The sequence below is a fragment of the Kitasatospora atroaurantiaca genome (genome assembly GCF_007828955.1).
GTDB classification, from domain to species: Bacteria; Actinomycetota; Actinomycetes; order Streptomycetales; family Streptomycetaceae; genus Kitasatospora; species Kitasatospora atroaurantiaca.
Map to the genome: position 1 here is coordinate 5,013,709 of NZ_VIVR01000001.1, position 16,513 is coordinate 5,030,221.

The 16,513-nt window shown below is 71.5% G+C and carries 11 protein-coding genes; 5 read left to right on the top strand and 6 right to left on the bottom strand.

Features of this window, described 5'->3' with window-relative positions; all coding sequences use genetic code 11:
* The first annotated feature begins 109 nt into the window (after window positions 1-109).
* The gene (gene icmA / locus FB465_RS22940; RefSeq protein WP_145793357.1) at window positions 110-1,795 is read left to right on the top strand and encodes a coenzyme B12-dependent isobutyryl-CoA mutase large subunit; all 1,686 of its coding nucleotides are present in this window, start codon (window positions 110-112) and stop codon (window positions 1,793-1,795) included.
* Between the two features lie 163 nt (window positions 1,796-1,958).
* Here the strand turns inward: icmA and FB465_RS22945 are convergent, their stop codons facing one another.
* Window positions 1,959-2,612: a TetR/AcrR family transcriptional regulator gene (locus FB465_RS22945; protein WP_145793359.1), complete on the bottom strand. Its 654-nt coding sequence runs from the start codon at window positions 2,610-2,612 to the stop codon at window positions 1,959-1,961.
* A 373-nt stretch (window positions 2,613-2,985) separates the two neighbouring features.
* Here FB465_RS22945 and trxA point away from each other — a divergent pair, with 373 nt between their 5' ends.
* The 4 genes from trxA (at window position 2,986) to FB465_RS22965 (ending at window position 7,162) form a co-directional block, all read left to right on the top strand.
* Window positions 2,986-3,978: a thioredoxin gene (gene trxA, locus FB465_RS22950; protein WP_145793361.1), complete on the top strand. Its 993-nt coding sequence runs from the start codon at window positions 2,986-2,988 to the stop codon at window positions 3,976-3,978.
* A 651-nt stretch (window positions 3,979-4,629) separates the two neighbouring features.
* Window positions 4,630-5,274 (top strand): DUF6230 family protein, encoded by a 645-nt coding sequence (locus FB465_RS22955; protein ID WP_145793362.1) that lies wholly within the window; start codon window positions 4,630-4,632, stop codon window positions 5,272-5,274.
* Between the two features lie 128 nt (window positions 5,275-5,402).
* Window positions 5,403-5,942, top strand: a complete 540-nt coding sequence (locus tag FB465_RS22960; RefSeq protein WP_211785840.1) for a DUF6114 domain-containing protein — start codon at window positions 5,403-5,405, stop codon at window positions 5,940-5,942.
* Window positions 5,939-7,162, top strand: a complete 1,224-nt coding sequence (locus FB465_RS22965) for a hypothetical protein (RefSeq protein WP_145793364.1) — start codon at window positions 5,939-5,941, stop codon at window positions 7,160-7,162. Before FB465_RS22960 ends, FB465_RS22965 begins: the two co-directional genes overlap by 4 nt.
* A 149-nt stretch (window positions 7,163-7,311) precedes the next feature.
* Here the strand turns inward: FB465_RS22965 and pyk are convergent, their stop codons facing one another.
* From pyk to FB465_RS22990, 5 genes are all read right to left on the bottom strand, one after another.
* Complete coding sequence (gene pyk / locus FB465_RS22970) at window positions 7,312-8,742, bottom strand: pyruvate kinase (RefSeq protein ID WP_145793366.1); 1,431 nt, start codon at window positions 8,740-8,742, stop codon at window positions 7,312-7,314.
* A 102-nt stretch (window positions 8,743-8,844) separates the two neighbouring features.
* Window positions 8,845-10,050 carry an acetate kinase gene (locus FB465_RS22975; RefSeq protein WP_145793367.1) on the bottom strand — a complete coding sequence of 402 codons (1,206 nt, stop codon included), beginning with the start codon at window positions 10,048-10,050 and terminating at the stop codon, window positions 8,845-8,847.
* Window positions 10,047-12,176, bottom strand: a complete 2,130-nt coding sequence (pta, locus tag FB465_RS22980; protein WP_145793369.1) for a phosphate acetyltransferase — start codon at window positions 12,174-12,176, stop codon at window positions 10,047-10,049. The genes FB465_RS22975 and pta overlap by 4 nt, the downstream gene beginning before the upstream one ends.
* Before the next feature lie 247 nt (window positions 12,177-12,423).
* Window positions 12,424-14,916 carry a 1,4-alpha-glucan branching protein GlgB gene (gene glgB / locus FB465_RS22985; RefSeq protein ID WP_425461257.1) on the bottom strand — a complete coding sequence of 831 codons (2,493 nt, stop codon included), beginning with the start codon at window positions 14,914-14,916 and terminating at the stop codon, window positions 12,424-12,426.
* Complete coding sequence (locus FB465_RS22990; RefSeq protein WP_170290667.1) at window positions 14,865-16,355, bottom strand: maltokinase N-terminal cap-like domain-containing protein; 1,491 nt, start codon at window positions 16,353-16,355, stop codon at window positions 14,865-14,867. Before FB465_RS22990 ends, glgB begins: the two co-directional genes overlap by 52 nt.
* Window positions 16,356-16,513 lie beyond the last annotated feature (158 nt).

Below are 16,513 nucleotides of genomic sequence, written 5' to 3' on the forward strand. Positions count from 1 at the left end.
GGGAGGAGCCCATCGACAGATACTAGGACGTCCGAGTAAATTGGTAGGACGTCCTAGTAGCTGTGCCGTCCCGATGCCGTGGCGGCCGTACGGAGTGGAGTTCGAGTCGATGGACGCCGACGAGATCGAGGCCGGCCGCCGACGCTGGCAGCAGCGGTACGACAAGGCGCGCAAGCGCGACGCGGACTTCACCACCCTGAGCGGCGACGAGGTCGAGCCGGTCTACGGCCCGCCGGCCGGGCAGCCGGTCGAGGGCTTCGAGCGGATCGGCTGGCCGGGCGAGTACCCGTACACGCGAGGCCTGCACGCCACCGGCTACCGGGGCCGCACCTGGACCATCCGGCAGTTCGCCGGTTTCGGCAACGCCGAGCAGACCAACGAGCGCTACCGGATGATCCTGGACTCGGGCGGCGGCGGGCTCTCGGTCGCCTTCGACATGCCGACGCTGATGGGCTACGACTCCGACGACGCCAAGTCGCTCGGCGAGGTCGGCCACTGCGGGGTCGCCATCGACTCGGCCGCCGACATGGAGGTGCTGTTCAACGGCATCCCGCTCGGCGACGTCACCACCTCGATGACGATCAGCGGCCCGGCCGTCCCGATCTTCTGCATGTACCTGGTCGCCGCCGAGCGCCAGGGTGTCGACCCCGGGGTGCTCAACGGCACCCTGCAGACCGACATCTTCAAGGAGTACATCGCGCAGAAGGAGTGGCTCTTCGCCCCCGAGCCGCACCTGCGCCTGATCGGCGACCTGATGGAGTACTGCGCCGAGGGCATCCCCGCCTACAAGCCGCTCTCCGTCTCCGGCTACCACATCCGCGAGGCCGGGGCGACGGCCGCGCAGGAGCTCGCGTACACGCTGGCCGACGGCTTCGCGTACGTGGAGCTCGGCCTCTCGCGCGGTCTCGACGTGGACGTCTTCGCGCCCGGCCTGTCGTTCTTCTTCGACGCGCACCTGGACTTCTTCGAGGAGATCGCCAAGTTCCGCGCCGCGCGCCGGATCTGGGCCCGCTGGATGCGTGACCGGTACGGCGCCAAGACCGACAAGGCGCAGTGGCTGCGCTTCCACACCCAGACCGCCGGCGTCTCGCTCACCGCGCAGCAGCCGTACAACAACGTGGTGCGCACGGCGGTCGAGGCGCTCTCGGCCGTGCTCGGCGGTACCAACTCGCTGCACACCAACGCCTTGGACGAGACCCTGGCGCTGCCGTCCGAGCAGGCCGCCGAGATCGCGCTGCGCACGCAGCAGGTGCTGATGGAGGAGACCGGCGTCGCCAACGTGGCCGACCCGCTGGGCGGTTCCTGGTACGTCGAGGCGCTGACCGACCGGATCGAGGCGCAGGCGGAGGCGATCTTCCAGCGCATTCTCGACAAGGGACGCGCGGACCACCCGATCGGGCCGATGACGGCGGGCATCCTGCGCGGCATCGAGGAGGGCTGGTTCACCGGGGAGATCGCGGAGGCGGCCTTCCAGTACCAGCAGGCGCTCGAGAAGGGCGAGAAGCGCGTGGTCGGCGTCAACTGCCACCCGCGCAGCGTCACCCCCGAGCTGGAGATCCTCCGGGTCAGCCACGAGGTGGAGCGCGAGCAGGTGCGGGTGCTGGCCGCGCGCAAGGAGGCCCGTGACGAGACGGCGGTGAAGGCCGGCCTGGACGCGATGCTGGCCGCGGCCCGCTCGGGCGCGAACATGATCCCGCCGATGCTCGAGGCCGTCCGCGCGGAGGCCACCCTCGGCGAGATCTGCAACGCACTGCGGGACGAGTGGGGCATCTACCGCGAGACCGCGATGTTCTGAGAGCGAGGCAGCTGAGTCAGTTGCACTACCCAGGGGCGCGGGGCTCTGCTAGTCAACTGCGTGCGCGACCAAGGCACCACGAAGGTGCACGGTTGGTCGCGCACGCAGTTGATCGAGCAGAGCCCCGCGCCCCTGCTGTGCTTGGCCCTCTGCGCAGGGGTTCCTACTGCTCCGCCAGGCCGGGGAGGGGGCTCAGGAGGAGGGTCGTGAAGCGGTGGATCCACTCCGGGGTGACGGGTTCGCCGCTCACCAGCATGCGGTGCTCGACGGTGCCCGCGATGGTGTCGAAGATGATGTCGATCTCCTCGCAGGCGGTGGCCGCGTCCCGGTCCGGCCGAAGCTCGCCGCGCTGCTGGGCCTGGGCCCGCCCCAGCCGCACCAGGTGCTTCTGCGGGTCGACGATCCGCTCCCGGATCCGCCGCCGCAGCAGCGGGTCCCGGGTGCCCTCGGCGAAGAGGGCGAGCAGGGCGGCCTGGGTCTCCGGCCGGGCCAGCAGGCCGGCGAACTGGCCGACCACGGCCTCGATGTCGGCCCGCAGGCTGCCGAGGTCGGCCATCTCCAACTCGTCGAAGAGGCTGGCCACCGCGTCCACGACGAGTTCGTTCTTGGACGGCCAGCGGCGGTAGAGGGTGGTCTTGGCGACGCCGGCCCGGGTTGCGACGTGGCCCATGGTGAGCCCGCCCCAGCCGAGCTCGGCGAGCGCCTCGCGGGTGGCGTCGAGGATCGCCCGGTCGGCGGCAGCGCTGCGGGGGCGGCCCTTGCCGCGTGGGGGCGCGGTCTGGTCCGGGGCCGCGGGCTGCTGGGTGGTGGGGGCCACCGAGCCTCCTTGCTTGCGGTTTACCTGCGAGTAACTTTTCTGGGTCCGGCCACGGTAGCGACAGGTCGCCCTCGTGGGCAGCCGGACGGCCCGGGAAAGTGGGGCAGGTCACGTCCCGAGATGTGCGGATGGGCTTGCGAGGGGAGCCCCCGTTGCAGATACGCTACGACTCGTAGCGAAAGAGCGGCAACCACGCGCCCGGATCCGAGGGACCGGAGGGGCGCGGGGCGTGGATGGGGATCCGCGTCGGCATCGAACTGCTACCCGGGAGACAGGCTCCCGCCGGACGGCCACTGGGCGTACAGACCAGCTTGGTACGACCTTTCCCGGCGGTTGGCACCCGTCACCCGCGCGGACGGGGGAGGATAGTGCCATGCAGCCACGGAATTCGCGTCTCAACAGCTCCGCCCTGCGCGGTGCGGTGGACCTCGCCGCAGTGAAGGCGGCCGGCGAGGCCGCCCAGAAGGCCGAGCAGGCCAGGGCCGAGCGGGCCCGCCAGGCAGCCGCCGCCGGAGCGGACGGCTCCGCCCCGCAGGAGGCGGCGTACCCGCTCGTCATCGACGTCACCGAGGAAACCTTCGAGGCCGAGGTCGTGCAGCGCTCGGCCGAGGTGCCGGTGGTCGTCGACTTCTGGGCCGAGTGGTGCGGCCCGTGCAAGCAGCTCAGCCCGATCCTGGAGCGGCTGGCCGAGGAGTACTCCGGCCGGATCGTGCTCGCCAAGATCGACGTGGACGCCAACCAGCTGATCGCGCAGCAGTTCGGCATCCAGGGCATCCCGGCCGTGATGGCCGTGGTCGCCGGCCAGCTCGTCCCGCTCTTCCAGGGCGCCGAGAACGAGGCCAACGTCCGCAAGATCCTGGACCAGCTGATCGCCGTCGCCGAGCAGCGCTTCGGCATCGTCGGCGGCTCGGCCGCACCGGGCGGCGAGGGCCCGGCGGCTCCGTACGTGCCGGAGGACCCGGCCCTGGCGGCGGCGCACGAGGCACTGGACCGCGGTGACCTGGGCGGCGCCATCCAGGCGTACGAGAACGTGCTGGCCGACCAGCCGGGCAGTGCCGAGGCCAAGCTGGGCCTGGCCCAGGCGCAGTTGCTGCGCCGGGTCGAGTCGCTGGAGCCGCAGGCCGTCCGTGCGGCCGCCGCCGCGGACCCGAAGAACGTCGCCGCCCAGCTGGACGCGGCCGACCTGGACCTGGTGGGCGGGCATGTCGAGGACGCCTTCGGGCGGCTGGTCGACACCGTGGGCCGGACCTTCGGCGAGGACCGGGACGCCGCGCGGCTCCGGCTGCTGGAGCTCTTCGAGGTCATCGGCTCGGACGACCCCAGGGTGACGGCGGCGCGCAGTGCGCTGGCCCGGGTGCTGTTCTGAGCCGAGAGCCCTGGTGGCACGGTAGGTGACCTGCGGTGTCGCTGGGGATTTAGCGACAAAACGGTCAAAGTCGCAGAGCTTTACCAAATCTTGACAACGCCCCCCGGCAGTCACCTCGGGTGACCGTCGGGGGGTGTTTCGCTCCTGTTTCCAGGGGATTTCATCAGCACGAAACCTTCATGGCGTCACGCTGTGTGACGAAGCCTTGGATTCCATGATCGACGGCATCTGATGTTGGATTACCCGTCAGTAACGAACCCCTTGTGCTTCTCCCGGGATTCAAGCACGATCGGCCACGCCCGGTCCCCTCCAGGGGATCCCCACCGGGTGGTCACCGGCTCCGGCCGGAGGCTGAAGGGCAGGGGGGTATCCGCGGTCCCACGCGCGGTTCCTGTCCTTTGTGCGGCCGCGCAGCCCGCGCGGTCGTTGGTTGTCGCTCGGGGGTGATCGCCGATGTCGTCGGTCGTACCCGCTGCCCTTGTGGCGGCCGGTGCTGGGACGGGAGTGCCGCTGTGACGGCCGCCCCCGGGTCCGCCGATGCCCATGGCGCTCTCCGCTACCGAGGACGTAGCTCTCTCCCATCCCAGGCCGGGACCAGTGCGGGACGCACCGGACACGGCCGGAGATGTACGTCCTAGAAGGAGGACACGCATGTCCCAGACTTTCGGCAAGACCCGCTGGAAGCGCTTCGCCCTGGTGATGGTGCCCAGCATCGCCGCGACGGCCGCCATCGGCGTCAGCCTGGCGAACAACGCGCTCGCCGCCTCGTTCAGCGTCTCCGGCCAGGACTTCAAGGTCACTGTCAAGGACCTGACCGGCGAGCACTTCTCCCAGTTCGGCGGGGTGGACTTCGAGACCAACGGCACTCCGCACGTGGTCGCCATCTCGGCCTTCGACCACGCGACCCTCAAGGGTCTGTGCCAGTCCGTGAAGACCAACCTCGGTCCGCTCGGCTACTGGACCCTGGTGCTCAACGCGGGTGACGGCGAGAAGCCGGTCGACGCCAAGAACCTGCTGATCGACCTGAACCAGCTGAACGCCGATGCCGAGTTCACCAACATCAACATCGGCCAGGACGCCTCCACCCTCGGCAACAAGAACGGCGACGCGGTGGACCTCGTCCGCAAGGCGGGCAAGCTGCCGACCGGTGACAAGGGCTTCGCGCAGGCGGCCGACGTTGCCCACCTCACCGGTGTGCAGCAGACCGCCTGGGCCACCTCGGCGGGCACCTTCACGCTCAACGGCCTGAAGCTGAACATCGTCAAGGGCTCCGGCAACGGCGTCGAGTGCTACTGATCCCGAGCTGACGGCGCACCTCCCGGCGCACCGTCGTGACGGACCCTGCGGCCGGGGGCGGGTACCCACCCGCCTCCGGCTGTACCACCAGTCTTTCCCCCTCGCACGCACCATCGAGGAGCTGCATCGTGTCCAGCGCAACTGTCCACGCGTGGCCCGAACAGGCGGGCGCCTTCACCCGGTTGCGGCTGAAGTTCCGCAGCTGGCGCCGCACACGGCCGTTCTGGGGCGGCCTGCTGGCCATGATCGCCGGCCTCCCGATCCTGTACTTCCCGTACGCGCACCTGAGCATCGGCGGGCTCACCGTCGCGATGGCGACCACCGGTGGCGCCGGTTCGCTGGTCATCGGCCTGCTGCTGATCGCGCTCGGGCTGACCTCCTGGTTCCAGCCGCTGGTCAGGATCTTCTGCGGCGTGGCCACCAGCGTGCTCGCCCTGATCTCCATCCCGGTCTCCAACCTGGGCGGCTTCGGCGCCGGGCTGATCGCCGGTCTGCTGGGCGGGGGCCTGCTGGTCTCCTGGGCCCCGCTGAAGGTCCAGCCGGAAGGCCTCGCCGAGTCGGTCACGGACGAGCCCGAGCAGGCCGCCGAAGAGCCCGCAGTCATTGAGCACGCCGTCGCAGAGCACGCGGCCGCCGAGGAGGCCGCCGGCCCGGGGGAGCAGCGGTGACCGACACGGACGACTCGGCGACCCCCGCACCCGGCCCGCGCCACGCGGCCGTCCGGGTGGGCCTGCGCACCCGTCTGCGCGGCCGCACGCTCGCCATAGCCGCCGTGCCCACGGCACTGCTGATGGGCACCGTCCCGAGCCTGGCGATGGCGGACACCCCGAAGGACAAGGCCTGCGCGAGCGCCCCGGACACGGTGCTCGAGGAGACCCCGGTCCCGAAGAGCGACCTCACCCCGGTACCGGGCCCGACGGCGACGCCCACCCGGACGAGCCTGCCGACCAAGCTGCCGACCCAGCGGCCCGTCCTGCCCGCCCCCGGCCCCACCATCAAGGCGGCGGCCCCACAGGTGGCGGCAGCGGCTCCGCAGGCGGCTCCCAGCCCCTCGGCGACCGCGAGCTCCGCGTCGGTTCAGTCGAACGGCATCATCGGCGACATCCTCGACACGATCCTGCACCCGGGCGGCAGCAGCACCCCGACCCCGACGCCGACGGCCAAGCCCACCCCGGCCCCGGCGCCGGCCAAGCCGACCCCGAGCACGACCCCCGCTCCGGGCGCCACGCCGCCGGCCTCCGGTGCCGTCGCCCCGGCCACCGGTACCGTGCCCGGCGCCGTCGTACCCTCCGGTACGGCGACCGCGAAGCCCAAGGCCGGCGCCACCCCGTCCGCGACGGCCTCGACCGGCCCGAACTGCACGGTGGACGCCCGGGGCGTGACCGCCAAGCAGGCGAGCAGCGGCCACGTCGTCCCCCAGCAGAACTGGACGCTGCGCTCCACCCGACTGGCCCTGCACGGCTCGGTCTTCAACGGCGTGTACGACGTGAAGACCCCGACGGGCACCAAGCGGGTGCTGAAGTTCACCACGGCGAGCGTCGACATCGGCGATCTCGACATGTCGACGATCGAGATCCCGGGCAAGACCTTCCACGTGAAGAGCGCCCCCGGTTCGACCTCGACCATGCGCAGCGGCCCGATCACGATGTACGTGGAGAGCCTCTCCGGCCACCTGGCGGAGATCATCGGCCTCCCGATCCCGATCGACCTCGGCGAGATCACCATCACCCCGGACACCCTGCCGAAGTGGCTGTTCGACCTGATCAGCACGGTGCCGATCCCGCTCGACCTCACGCTGACCAACGCCAAGGCCGTCCAGGCCGGCCAGTTCGGCGGCACCCTGAAGATCCCCGGCATGCGGCTGTTCAACGACGACGTGCCGTACTAGGGGTAAGGGGCTCCGCCCGTAGCTGGGGCAGCCGGCCAACCACAGGGGCGACCCGATCCTGATCGGTGAGCCTCCAGGGCCACGCCGGACAACGCCCGCGGGGCGCCCCCTCCACCGATCGGAGGGAGCGCCCCGCGGGCGTCTGCGCGTCAGAGAGAGGCGCGCGTGCCGAGGTGGTGCACCTGGACCATGTTGGTGTTGCCGGGGATGCCGGGCGGCGAGCCGGCCGTGACGATGACGGTGTCGCCCTCGTCCAGCCGCCGCATGCTCAGCAGCTCGCGGTCGACCTGGGCCACCATCTCGTCGGTGGAGCCGACCTGCTCCGTCACGTACGCCTCGACGCCCCAGCTGAGTGACAGCTGGTTGCGGGTCGCGGCGTCCGGTGTGAAGGCGACGACCGGGATCGGCGAGCGGTAGCGGGAGAGCCGGCGGGCGGTGTCACCGGACTTGGTGAAGGCCACCAGCGACTTGGCGTTCAGGAAGTCGCCCAGCTCGCACGCGGCGCGGGCGATCGAGCCGCCCTGGGTGCGCGGCTTGCGGCCCGGGTTGAGCGGCTGCAGGCCCTGGCGGGCCAGCTCCTCCTCGGCCGTCTCGGCGATCCGGCTCATGGTCTTGACCGTCTCGACCGGGAACTTGCCGACGCTGGACTCGGCGGAGAGCATGACCGCGTCCGCGCCGTCCAGGATGGCGTTGGCGACGTCCGAGACCTCGGCGCGGGTGGGCCGCGAGGCGTGGATCATCGACTCCATCATCTGGGTGGCGACGATGACCGGCTTGGCGTTCCGGCGACAGAGGGTGATGAGCTCCTTCTGCACCAGCGGGACCTTCTCCAGCGGGTACTCGACCGCGAGGTCGCCGCGGGCGACCATGACGGCGTCGAAGGCGAGGACGATCTCCTCCATGGCCTCGACGGCCTGCGGCTTCTCGATCTTGGCGATGACCGGGACGCGGATACCGACCTCGTCCATCACCTTGTGCACGTCGTGGATGTCGCTCGCGTTCCGCACGAAGGAGAGCGCGACCATGTCGACGCCCAGCCGCAGGGAGAACCGCAGGTCGTCCTTGTCCTTCTCGGAGAGGGCCGGGACGTTGACGGCCGCGCCGGGGAGGTTGATCCCCTTGTTGTTCGAGAGCACGCCGCCCTCGATGACCACGGTCCTCACCCGCGGGCCGTCGACGCTGACGACCTCCAGGGCGATGACGCCATCGTTGATCAGGATCGGGTCGCCGGGCTTCACGTCGCCGGGCAGGCCCTTGTAGGTGGTGCCGCAGATGTGCTGGTCCCCGGGCACATCCTCGGTGGTGATGGTGAACTCGTCGCCGTTGTCGACGGTCACGGGGCCGTTGGCGAAGGTCGCCAAACGGATCTTCGGGCCCTGCAGGTCGGCCAGTACACCGATGGTGCGGCCGGTGTCCTCGGACACCTGGCGGACCTTGAGGTACCGCTCCTGGTGGTCCGCGTGGGAGCCGTGGCTCATGTTCAGTCGGGCGACGTTCATGCCCGCCTCGACGATGGCCTTCAGCTGTTCGTAGGAGTCCGTCGCCGGACCCAAGGTGCAGACAATTTTCGCTCGGCGCATATCCGTCAGTCTATCCGTTCGTGTTATGGGTGCATTCCGCTCGAATGGTGAGGAATCGACAACGAACCATTTCAAGGCGTGAGACCGTGACGGGCCGTCATCTCACGCAGTGTGGACCAGCGCGAAGGTCTGCTGTGCGATCTCCAGTTCCTCGTCGGTCGGGACGACGGCGACGGCCACGCGCGAGTACTGCGGCGAGATCACCCGGGCCTCCCCCGAACGGACCGAGTTCAGCTCCGGGTCCACCGCGATGCCCAGCTCCTCCAGCCCCGCCGTGGCCGCCTCCCGCACCGGCGCGGCGTTCTCGCCCACCCCGGCCGTGAAGGCGATCGCGTCGACCCGGCCGAGCACCGCGTAGTACCCGCCGATGTACTTGCGCAGCCGGTGGATGTAGGTGTCGAAGGCCAGCTTCGCGTCCGCGTCGCCCTCGGAGGCGCGGCGCATGATCTCGCGCATGTCGTTGTCCCCGCAGAGGCCGAGCAGGCCGCTGCGACGGTTCAGCAGCTCGTCGATCTCATCGATCGTCAGGCCGCCGACCCGGTGCAGGTGGAAGACGACGCCCGGGTCGACATCGCCCGAACGGGTGCCCATGACCAGCCCCTCCAGCGGGGTGAGACCCATCGAGGTGTCCACGCAGACCCCGCCCGCCACGGCGGAGGCGGAGCCGCCGTTGCCCAGGTGGAGCACGATCACGTTCACCTCGGCCGGGTCCTTGCCGAGCAGGTGCGCGGCGGCCCGGGAGACGTACTGGTGCGAGGTGCCGTGGAACCCGTACCGGCGCACCCGGTGCTCGTCGGCCACCGCCTTGTCGATCGCGTACCGGGCGGCGTACTCCGGCATGGTCGCGTGGAAGGCGGTGTCGAAGACCGCGACCTGCGGGAGGTCGGGGCGCAGCGACCGGGCGACCTCGATGCCGGTGATGTTGGCCGGGTTGTGCAGCGGGGCGACCGGGATCAGGCGGCGGATCTCGGCCAGCACCTCGTCGGTGATCAGCGTCGGCGCGGTGAACCGCTTGCCGCCGTGCACCACCCGGTGGCCGATCGCGGCGAGCTCGGGGGAGTCCAGGCCGACCCCGTCGGCGGCGAGCTCCTCGGCGACGGCCTTCAGTGCCGCGTCGTGGTCCGGGAAGGCCTGGAGCGACTCCCGCCTCACCCCGCTCAGCGGCGTGTGGACGAGGCGGCCGTTGCCCTCGCCGATCCGCTCGGCCAGGCCGGAGGCGAGGCGGGAGCCGTCGAGCATGTCGATCAGCTGGTACTTGACCGAGGAGGACCCCGCATTGAGGACCAGAACGCGGGTCGCCCCACTCACTTGGCTGCTCCTTCGGGGTTCTGCGACTGGATGGCGGTGATCGCGACGGTGTTGACGATGTCCTCCACCAGAGCCCCGCGGGACAGGTCGTTGACCGGCTTGCGCAGCCCCTGCAGCACCGGGCCGACCGCCACCGCACCGGCCGAGCGCTGGACGGCCTTGTAGGTGTTGTTGCCGGTGTTGAGGTCCGGGAAGATCAGCACGGTGGCCCGCCCGGCCACCGGCGATCCCGGCAGCTTGGTGGCCGCCACATGGGCGTCCACCGCGGCGTCGTACTGGATCGGCCCCTCCACCAGCAGGTCGGGCCGCAGCCCGCGGACCAGCTCGGTGGCCTTGCGGACCTTCTCCACGTCCGCTCCCGAGCCCGACGTGCCCGTCGAGTACGAGAGCATCGCGACCCGCGGCTCGACGCCGAACTGGGCAGCCGTCTCGGCGGACTGGATGGCGATGTCGGCCAGCTGCTGGGCGTCCGGGTCCGGGTTGACCGCGCAGTCGCCGTACACCAGGACCTTGTCGGCCAGGCACATGAAGAAGACGGAGGAGACGATCGCGGCGCCGGGCGAGGTCTTGATCACCTCGAAGGCGGGGCGGATGGTCGCGGCGGTGGAGTGCACGGCGCCGGAGACCATCCCGTCGGCGATGCCCTCCTGGACCATCAGGGTGCCGAAGTACGACACGTCGGTGACGACGTCCAGGGCGAGCTCGACGGTCATGCCCTTGTGGGCGCGCAGCCTGGTGTAGTGCTCGGCGAACTGCTGGCGCAGCGGGCTGGTCGCCGGGTCGACGATCCGGATCTGGGCGCGGTTCTGGCCGGCGCCCTCGTGCGGGAGGTCGATGCCCAGGCTCGCGGCCTTCCGGCGGACGCTGTCCGGATCGCCGAGCAGGGTGAGATCGCAGATGTTGCGGCGCAGCAGGACCTCGGCGGCGCGCAGCACCCGTTCCTCGGTGCCCTCCGGCAGGACGACGTGCCGGCGGGCGGCGCGGGCCCGCTCCAGCAGCTCGTGCTCGAACATCATCGGGGTGACCCGCTCGGAGCGGCTCAGCTCGATCCGGCTGGTCAACTCGGCGGTGTCGACGTGGAGTTCGAAGAGGCCCAGGGCGATCTCGGCCTTCCGGGGGCTCGCCGAGGTCAGCCTGCCCTCCAGATGGGTGAGGGCGGCGGCGGTGATCCAGCTGCCCTCGGGGACGACGGCGACGGGTGTGCCGGGGGCCAGCCGGGCGGCCAGCGCCATCACGTTCGGGCCGGGGTGCTGGCCGAGGGTCAGCAGGACGCCCGCGATCGGCGGCGCGCCGGCGGCATGCGCGGCCAGCGAGCCGATCACCAGGTCGGCGCGGTCCCCGGGGGTGACCACCAGGGCGCCCTCGGTCAGCGCGGTCAGAAAGGTGGGCAGCATGGCGCCGCCGAAGACGAAGCTGCGGACGTCCCTGGCGAGGCCGGCGGCGTCCCCGAGCAGCACCTCGGCGCCGGTCGCCTCGACCAGCTGGGCCACCGTCGGCGCGGCCAGCGCCGGCTCCTCGGGGATCACGTACGCGGGGATCGGCAGCTTCTCGGTGAGGGCGCGCTGGATCTGCTGTTTGGCGGCGGGGGCGACCCGGTTGGCGATCATGGCGAGGGTGGAGCAGCCGAGGTCGCGGTAGGCGCGGTGGGCGTTGCGGACCTCGGCGATGACGGCCTGGGGGTCCTCGTCGTGGCCGCCGACCACCGGGAGCACCCAGGCGCCGAACTCGTTGGCGAGCCGGGCGTTGAAGGCCAGTTCGTCCGGGATGTTGGTGTCGGCGAAGTCCGTGCCGAGCACCAGCACCGTCTGGCACTTGCGCTCCAGGGCGCGGAAGCGGTCGACCAGCGTGGAGACCAGCTCGTCCTGCCCCTGCGCGGCCTGCAGGGCGGCGGCCTCCTCGTAGGTGAGCCCGTAGAGCTCGGCGGAGGGAAGGTCGAGGCGGTAGCGGTTGCGGAGCAGCTCGACCACATGGTCCGAGCCCGGCTCGCCGGGCCCGGCGGCGTGCACCAGCGGGCGGAAGACACCGACCCGGTCCACCTGGCGGGTGAGCAGCTCCATGACCCCGAGCTCGACGGCCTGCCGGCCGTCCCCTCGGTCGATCCCGGTCACGTACACGCTGCGCGCCACGTGGGTGTCTCCGTTCGCTCGTCCGGCCGTCGACCATACCTTCGCATTTCGAACGGACGGGCGCACGTGAACGAAGCCGAGGAGGCGAAACGTACGCACTGGGGTCCCCCAGGGGCGCGGGGCTCTGTTTGATCAACTGCGCGCGCGACCAGGGCACGACGTACGTGCACGGTTGATCGCGCAGTTCCCCGCGCCCCTGCTGTGGTTGCTGTGAGCTGTCACCCACCGGGCCCCAGCTGTGGTTGCCCTATGCGGTCAGCGGGCGGAGCCAGACCGTGGCGAGGGGCGGGAGGATCAGCTCGGCGCTGCGGGGCTGGCCGTTCCAGGGGGTGGGCTCGGCCTTGACCGGGCGGGAGTTGGCGACGTCGCTGCCGCCGTACTGCTCGGCGTCGGTGTTGAGCGCCTCCTCCCAGAGCTGCTCGGGCCCGTCCTGGGCGGGCAGGCCGACCCGGAAGCAGTGCCGGACGACCGGGGAGAAGTTGCAGATCGCGACCAGCGGCGAGCCGTCGGCTGCGTACCGGACGAAGGAGAGCACGTTGTCCTCGGCGGCCCCGCCGTCGAGCCAGCGGAAGCCGTCCGGCGTGGTGTCCTGCTCCCACAGCGCCGGGGTGGCCCGGTAGACCCGGTTGAGGTCGCCGACCAGCCGCTGGACGCCCTGGTGGTCGGCGGCGGCCGGCCAGTCGTCGGCGAGCACCCACCACTGCGGGCCCTGCTCGTGGTGGAACTCCGACCCTTGCGCGAACTCCTGCCCCATGAACAGGAGTTGCTTGCCCGGGTGGGCCCACATGAAGCCGAGGTAGGCGCGGTGGTTGGCGCGCTGCTGCCACCAGTCGCCGGGCATCTTGGAGACCAGGGCCTGCTTGCCGTGCACGACCTCGTCGTGGGAGATCGGCAGGATGTAGTTCTCGGAGTAGGCGTACACCATCGAGAAGGTGATCTCGTTGTGGTGGTACTTGCGGTGCACCGGCTCCTTGGAGATGTAGACCAGGGAGTCGTGCATCCAGCCCATGTTCCACTTCAGGCCGAAGCCCAGGCCGCCGCTGTCGGTGGGGCGGGTGACGCCCTCCCAGGCGGTGGACTCCTCGGCGATGGTGACCACGCCGGGGCAGCGCCGGTAGACGGTTGCGTTCATCTCCTGGAGGAACGAGGCGGCGTCCAGGTTCTCCCGCCCGCCGTACTGGTTGGGCGACCACTCGCCGCCCTCGCGGGAGTAGTCGAGGTAGAGCATCGAGGCGACGGCGTCGACCCGCAGGCCGTCGATGTGGAACTCCTCGCACCAGTACACGGCGTTGGCGACCAGGAAGTTGCGGACCTCGGTGCGGCCGTAGTCGAACTCCAGCGTCCCCCAGTCGGGGTGCTCGGCCCGCAGCGGGTCGGCCGGCTCGTAGAGCGCCTCGCCGTCGAAGCGGGCGAGGGCGAAGTCGTCCTTGGGGAAGTGCGCGGGCACCCAGTCGACGATCACGCCGATGCCGTGCCGGTGCAGGGTGTCGATCAGGTACTTGAAGTCGTCCGGGCCGCCCAGGCGGGCGGTGGGCGCGTAGAAGCCGGAGACCTGGTAGCCCCAGGAGCCGCCGAAGGGGTGCTCCATCACCGGCATGAACTCCACATGGGTGAAGTTCAACCCTTCGAGGTACGAGGGGAGTTCCTCGGCGATCTCGCGGTAGGTGGTGAGGTCGGGGCGCCAGGAGGCGAGGTGGAGCTCGTAGACCGACATCGGGGCGCGGTGGTGCACCGTCTGCGCCCGGCGGGCCAGCCAGTCGGCGTCGTGCCACTCGTACCGGGAGGTGTGGACGACCGAGGCGGTGTCCGGCGGGCACTGGGTGGCGCGGGCCAGCGGGTCGGCCTTCTTGAGGACCCAGCCCTGACGGGTGTGGATCTCGTACTTGTAGTGCGCGCCGTCGCCCAGGCCGGGGACGAACAGCTCCCAGATGCCGGAGGAGCCGAGCGAGCGCATCGGGTGCCCGGTCCCGTCCCAGTGGTTGAAGTCGCCGATCAGGCGGACGCCGGCCGCGTTCGGCGCCCAGACGGCGAAAGCGGTGCCCAGGACGCCGTGCACCGTGCGCACGTGCGAGCCGAGGACCTGCCAGAGCTGCTCGTGCCGGCCCTCGGAGATCAGGTGCAGGTCGAGCTCGCCGAGGGTGGGCGGGGTGCGGTAGCCGTCCTCCTGGATCAGCGGTTCGCCGCCCGGGTAGGTGACCTGAAGCCGGTACGCGGGGATCTCCCGGCCCGCCAGCAGGCCGGTGAACAGGCCGCCCTGCAGGTGCGTCAGCTCCACCGGGCCCTGCTCGGTGTCGACCACCACCCGCTCCGCGAAGGGGCGCAGCACCCGGATCGCGATGCCTTCGGAGGTGACGTGGGCGCCGAGCAGGGAGTGCGGGTCGTGGTGCACGCCGGAGAGCAGGCGCTCGATCTCGGCCGGCGGCAGCGGGGCGTCCGGCAGCCGTAGTGCGGCGTGCGCCGGTGCGGGGCGCTGCTGGGGCGCGGGCTTCGCCGGTACGGGTGCCGTGCGCGCCGGCTCGCGCCGCCGCGCGGTCCGCTCGGGGGTGGCCCGCGTCTGCGAGGGCTCCCCGGACCGCCCGGGCCTCCCGGACCGCCCGGGCAGGAAGGTGGCTGGCACGGGCGTGGTTCGGTCGGGCTTCGGGCCGAGCGGGGTCACGGCTAAATCCTCCTGCGAAGTTGGAGAGGGGGTCAGACGGTGAGGGCCAGGCGGTTGATGGCGGCCAGGGGGATCGGCAGCCAGCTGGGCCGGTGGCGGGCTTCGTAGACCACCTCGTACACCGCCTTGTCGATCTCCAGTGCGCGCATCAGCTCCGGCGAGGCGGCCGGGTCGCTGCCGCCGCCGGCGGTGTAACCCGCGCAGTAGGCCGTGCGGTTACGGGCCGCCCAGGCCGCCGCGAGGTGGGCCAGCTCCGGATCGGGCGGCGCGCCGGCCAGCAGGTGGGCGGCCGCGTAGTCGAAGGAGCGCAGCATCGCCGCGACGTCGCGCAGCGCGGGCTGCGGCAGCCTGCGCTCGGCCACCGACTTGGCCGGCTCGCCCTCGAAGTCCAGCAGCACCCAGCCGTGCGCGATGCGCATCGCCTGGCCCAGGTGCAGGTCGCCGTGGATGCGCTGGACGGGCAGGCCGTCCGGGTGGGCGTCGGCGAGCTGCCGGAAGGCGGCGCGCAGCGCGGAGCGGTAGCGCAGCAGGCCGGGGACCGCGGTGACGGCGCTGTCGAGCCGGTCCGCCATCGTCCCGGCCAGCAGGCTGGTCTGGGCGCGGTCCAGCCGTGCCACCGGCATCGAGCGGGCCAGCACCCGGTGCACCTCGGCGGTGGCGCGGCCGAGCCGGTGCGCCTCGATCGCGAAGTTGCCCGGGGACGGGTCGCCCTTCAGCCGGCCGACCTGGTCCAGGGCGAGCTCCCAACCGTCCTCCGCGTCCGGCAGGTAGCGCTGGAGCAGGCCGAGAGTGGCCGGTTCCGATCGCTCCAGACGGCTCTCGAACCATGCCGCGACCCGGGGGATCCGGGTGGAGCCGGCCCGGGAGAGCGCGAGCGAGAGCTCCAGGTCCGGGTTGGTGCCGGGGCTGATGCGGCGGAAGAGCTTGAGGATGAAGGCGGTGCCGTAGATGACCGAGCTGTTGCTCTGCTCGGCGGTGCTGGCCCGGCCGGGCAGGTTGCTCGGCAGCCCGGGGCCCGGGGTGCGGCGGAAGGACAGCGAGCCGAAGCGGTCGCCGGTGGCCAGGTGCTCCAGCAGGCGGCCCGTCAGCTCCGGGTCGTGCACCGCGTCGTAGAGGACCGCGCCGTCGTACGGTCCGCCGCTGAGCCGCCCGAGTACGGCGGACTGGCCGATGCCGGTGGGCGCCTGTGAGCGGGTGCCGAGCAGCAGCTGGTAGATGTCGCCGTGGGCGGCGGGCCCGTCACCCGCGTGCTCGACCCTCAGCAGCAGATGGAGCAGCGCCGGGTCGCCGACCTGCAGCGGCGTGCCGACCACCGGGGTGAGCCCGGTGATGGCGCGCCCCTTGCCGGCGTACCAGCGCTGGCTCGGCAGCCAGTCGGCGATCAGCGGCAGCGAGGCGTTCACCAGCTCGCTGACCCCGGGGGTGGTTCTCCGTACCCCGGTGCCGCGTGTCCCGACGGGCCCGGTGGCTCCGCTCGGGGGATCGCGGTGCACATGGGCTTGAGAACGGGAGGTTTCGGACATGACTCCCTTTCCCCGGAAGCGGGCCGACTGCCCGACGGGTCTGGCCGGGTCCGTCAGTCTTCCGGATTTCGGCGGCGCGACGGCGACGGCACGCGAGCCGGGCTCGGGTGTCACGCCATAGTGTGGGTGGCCGTTGGGCTGTTCTCCGTACGCGGTGG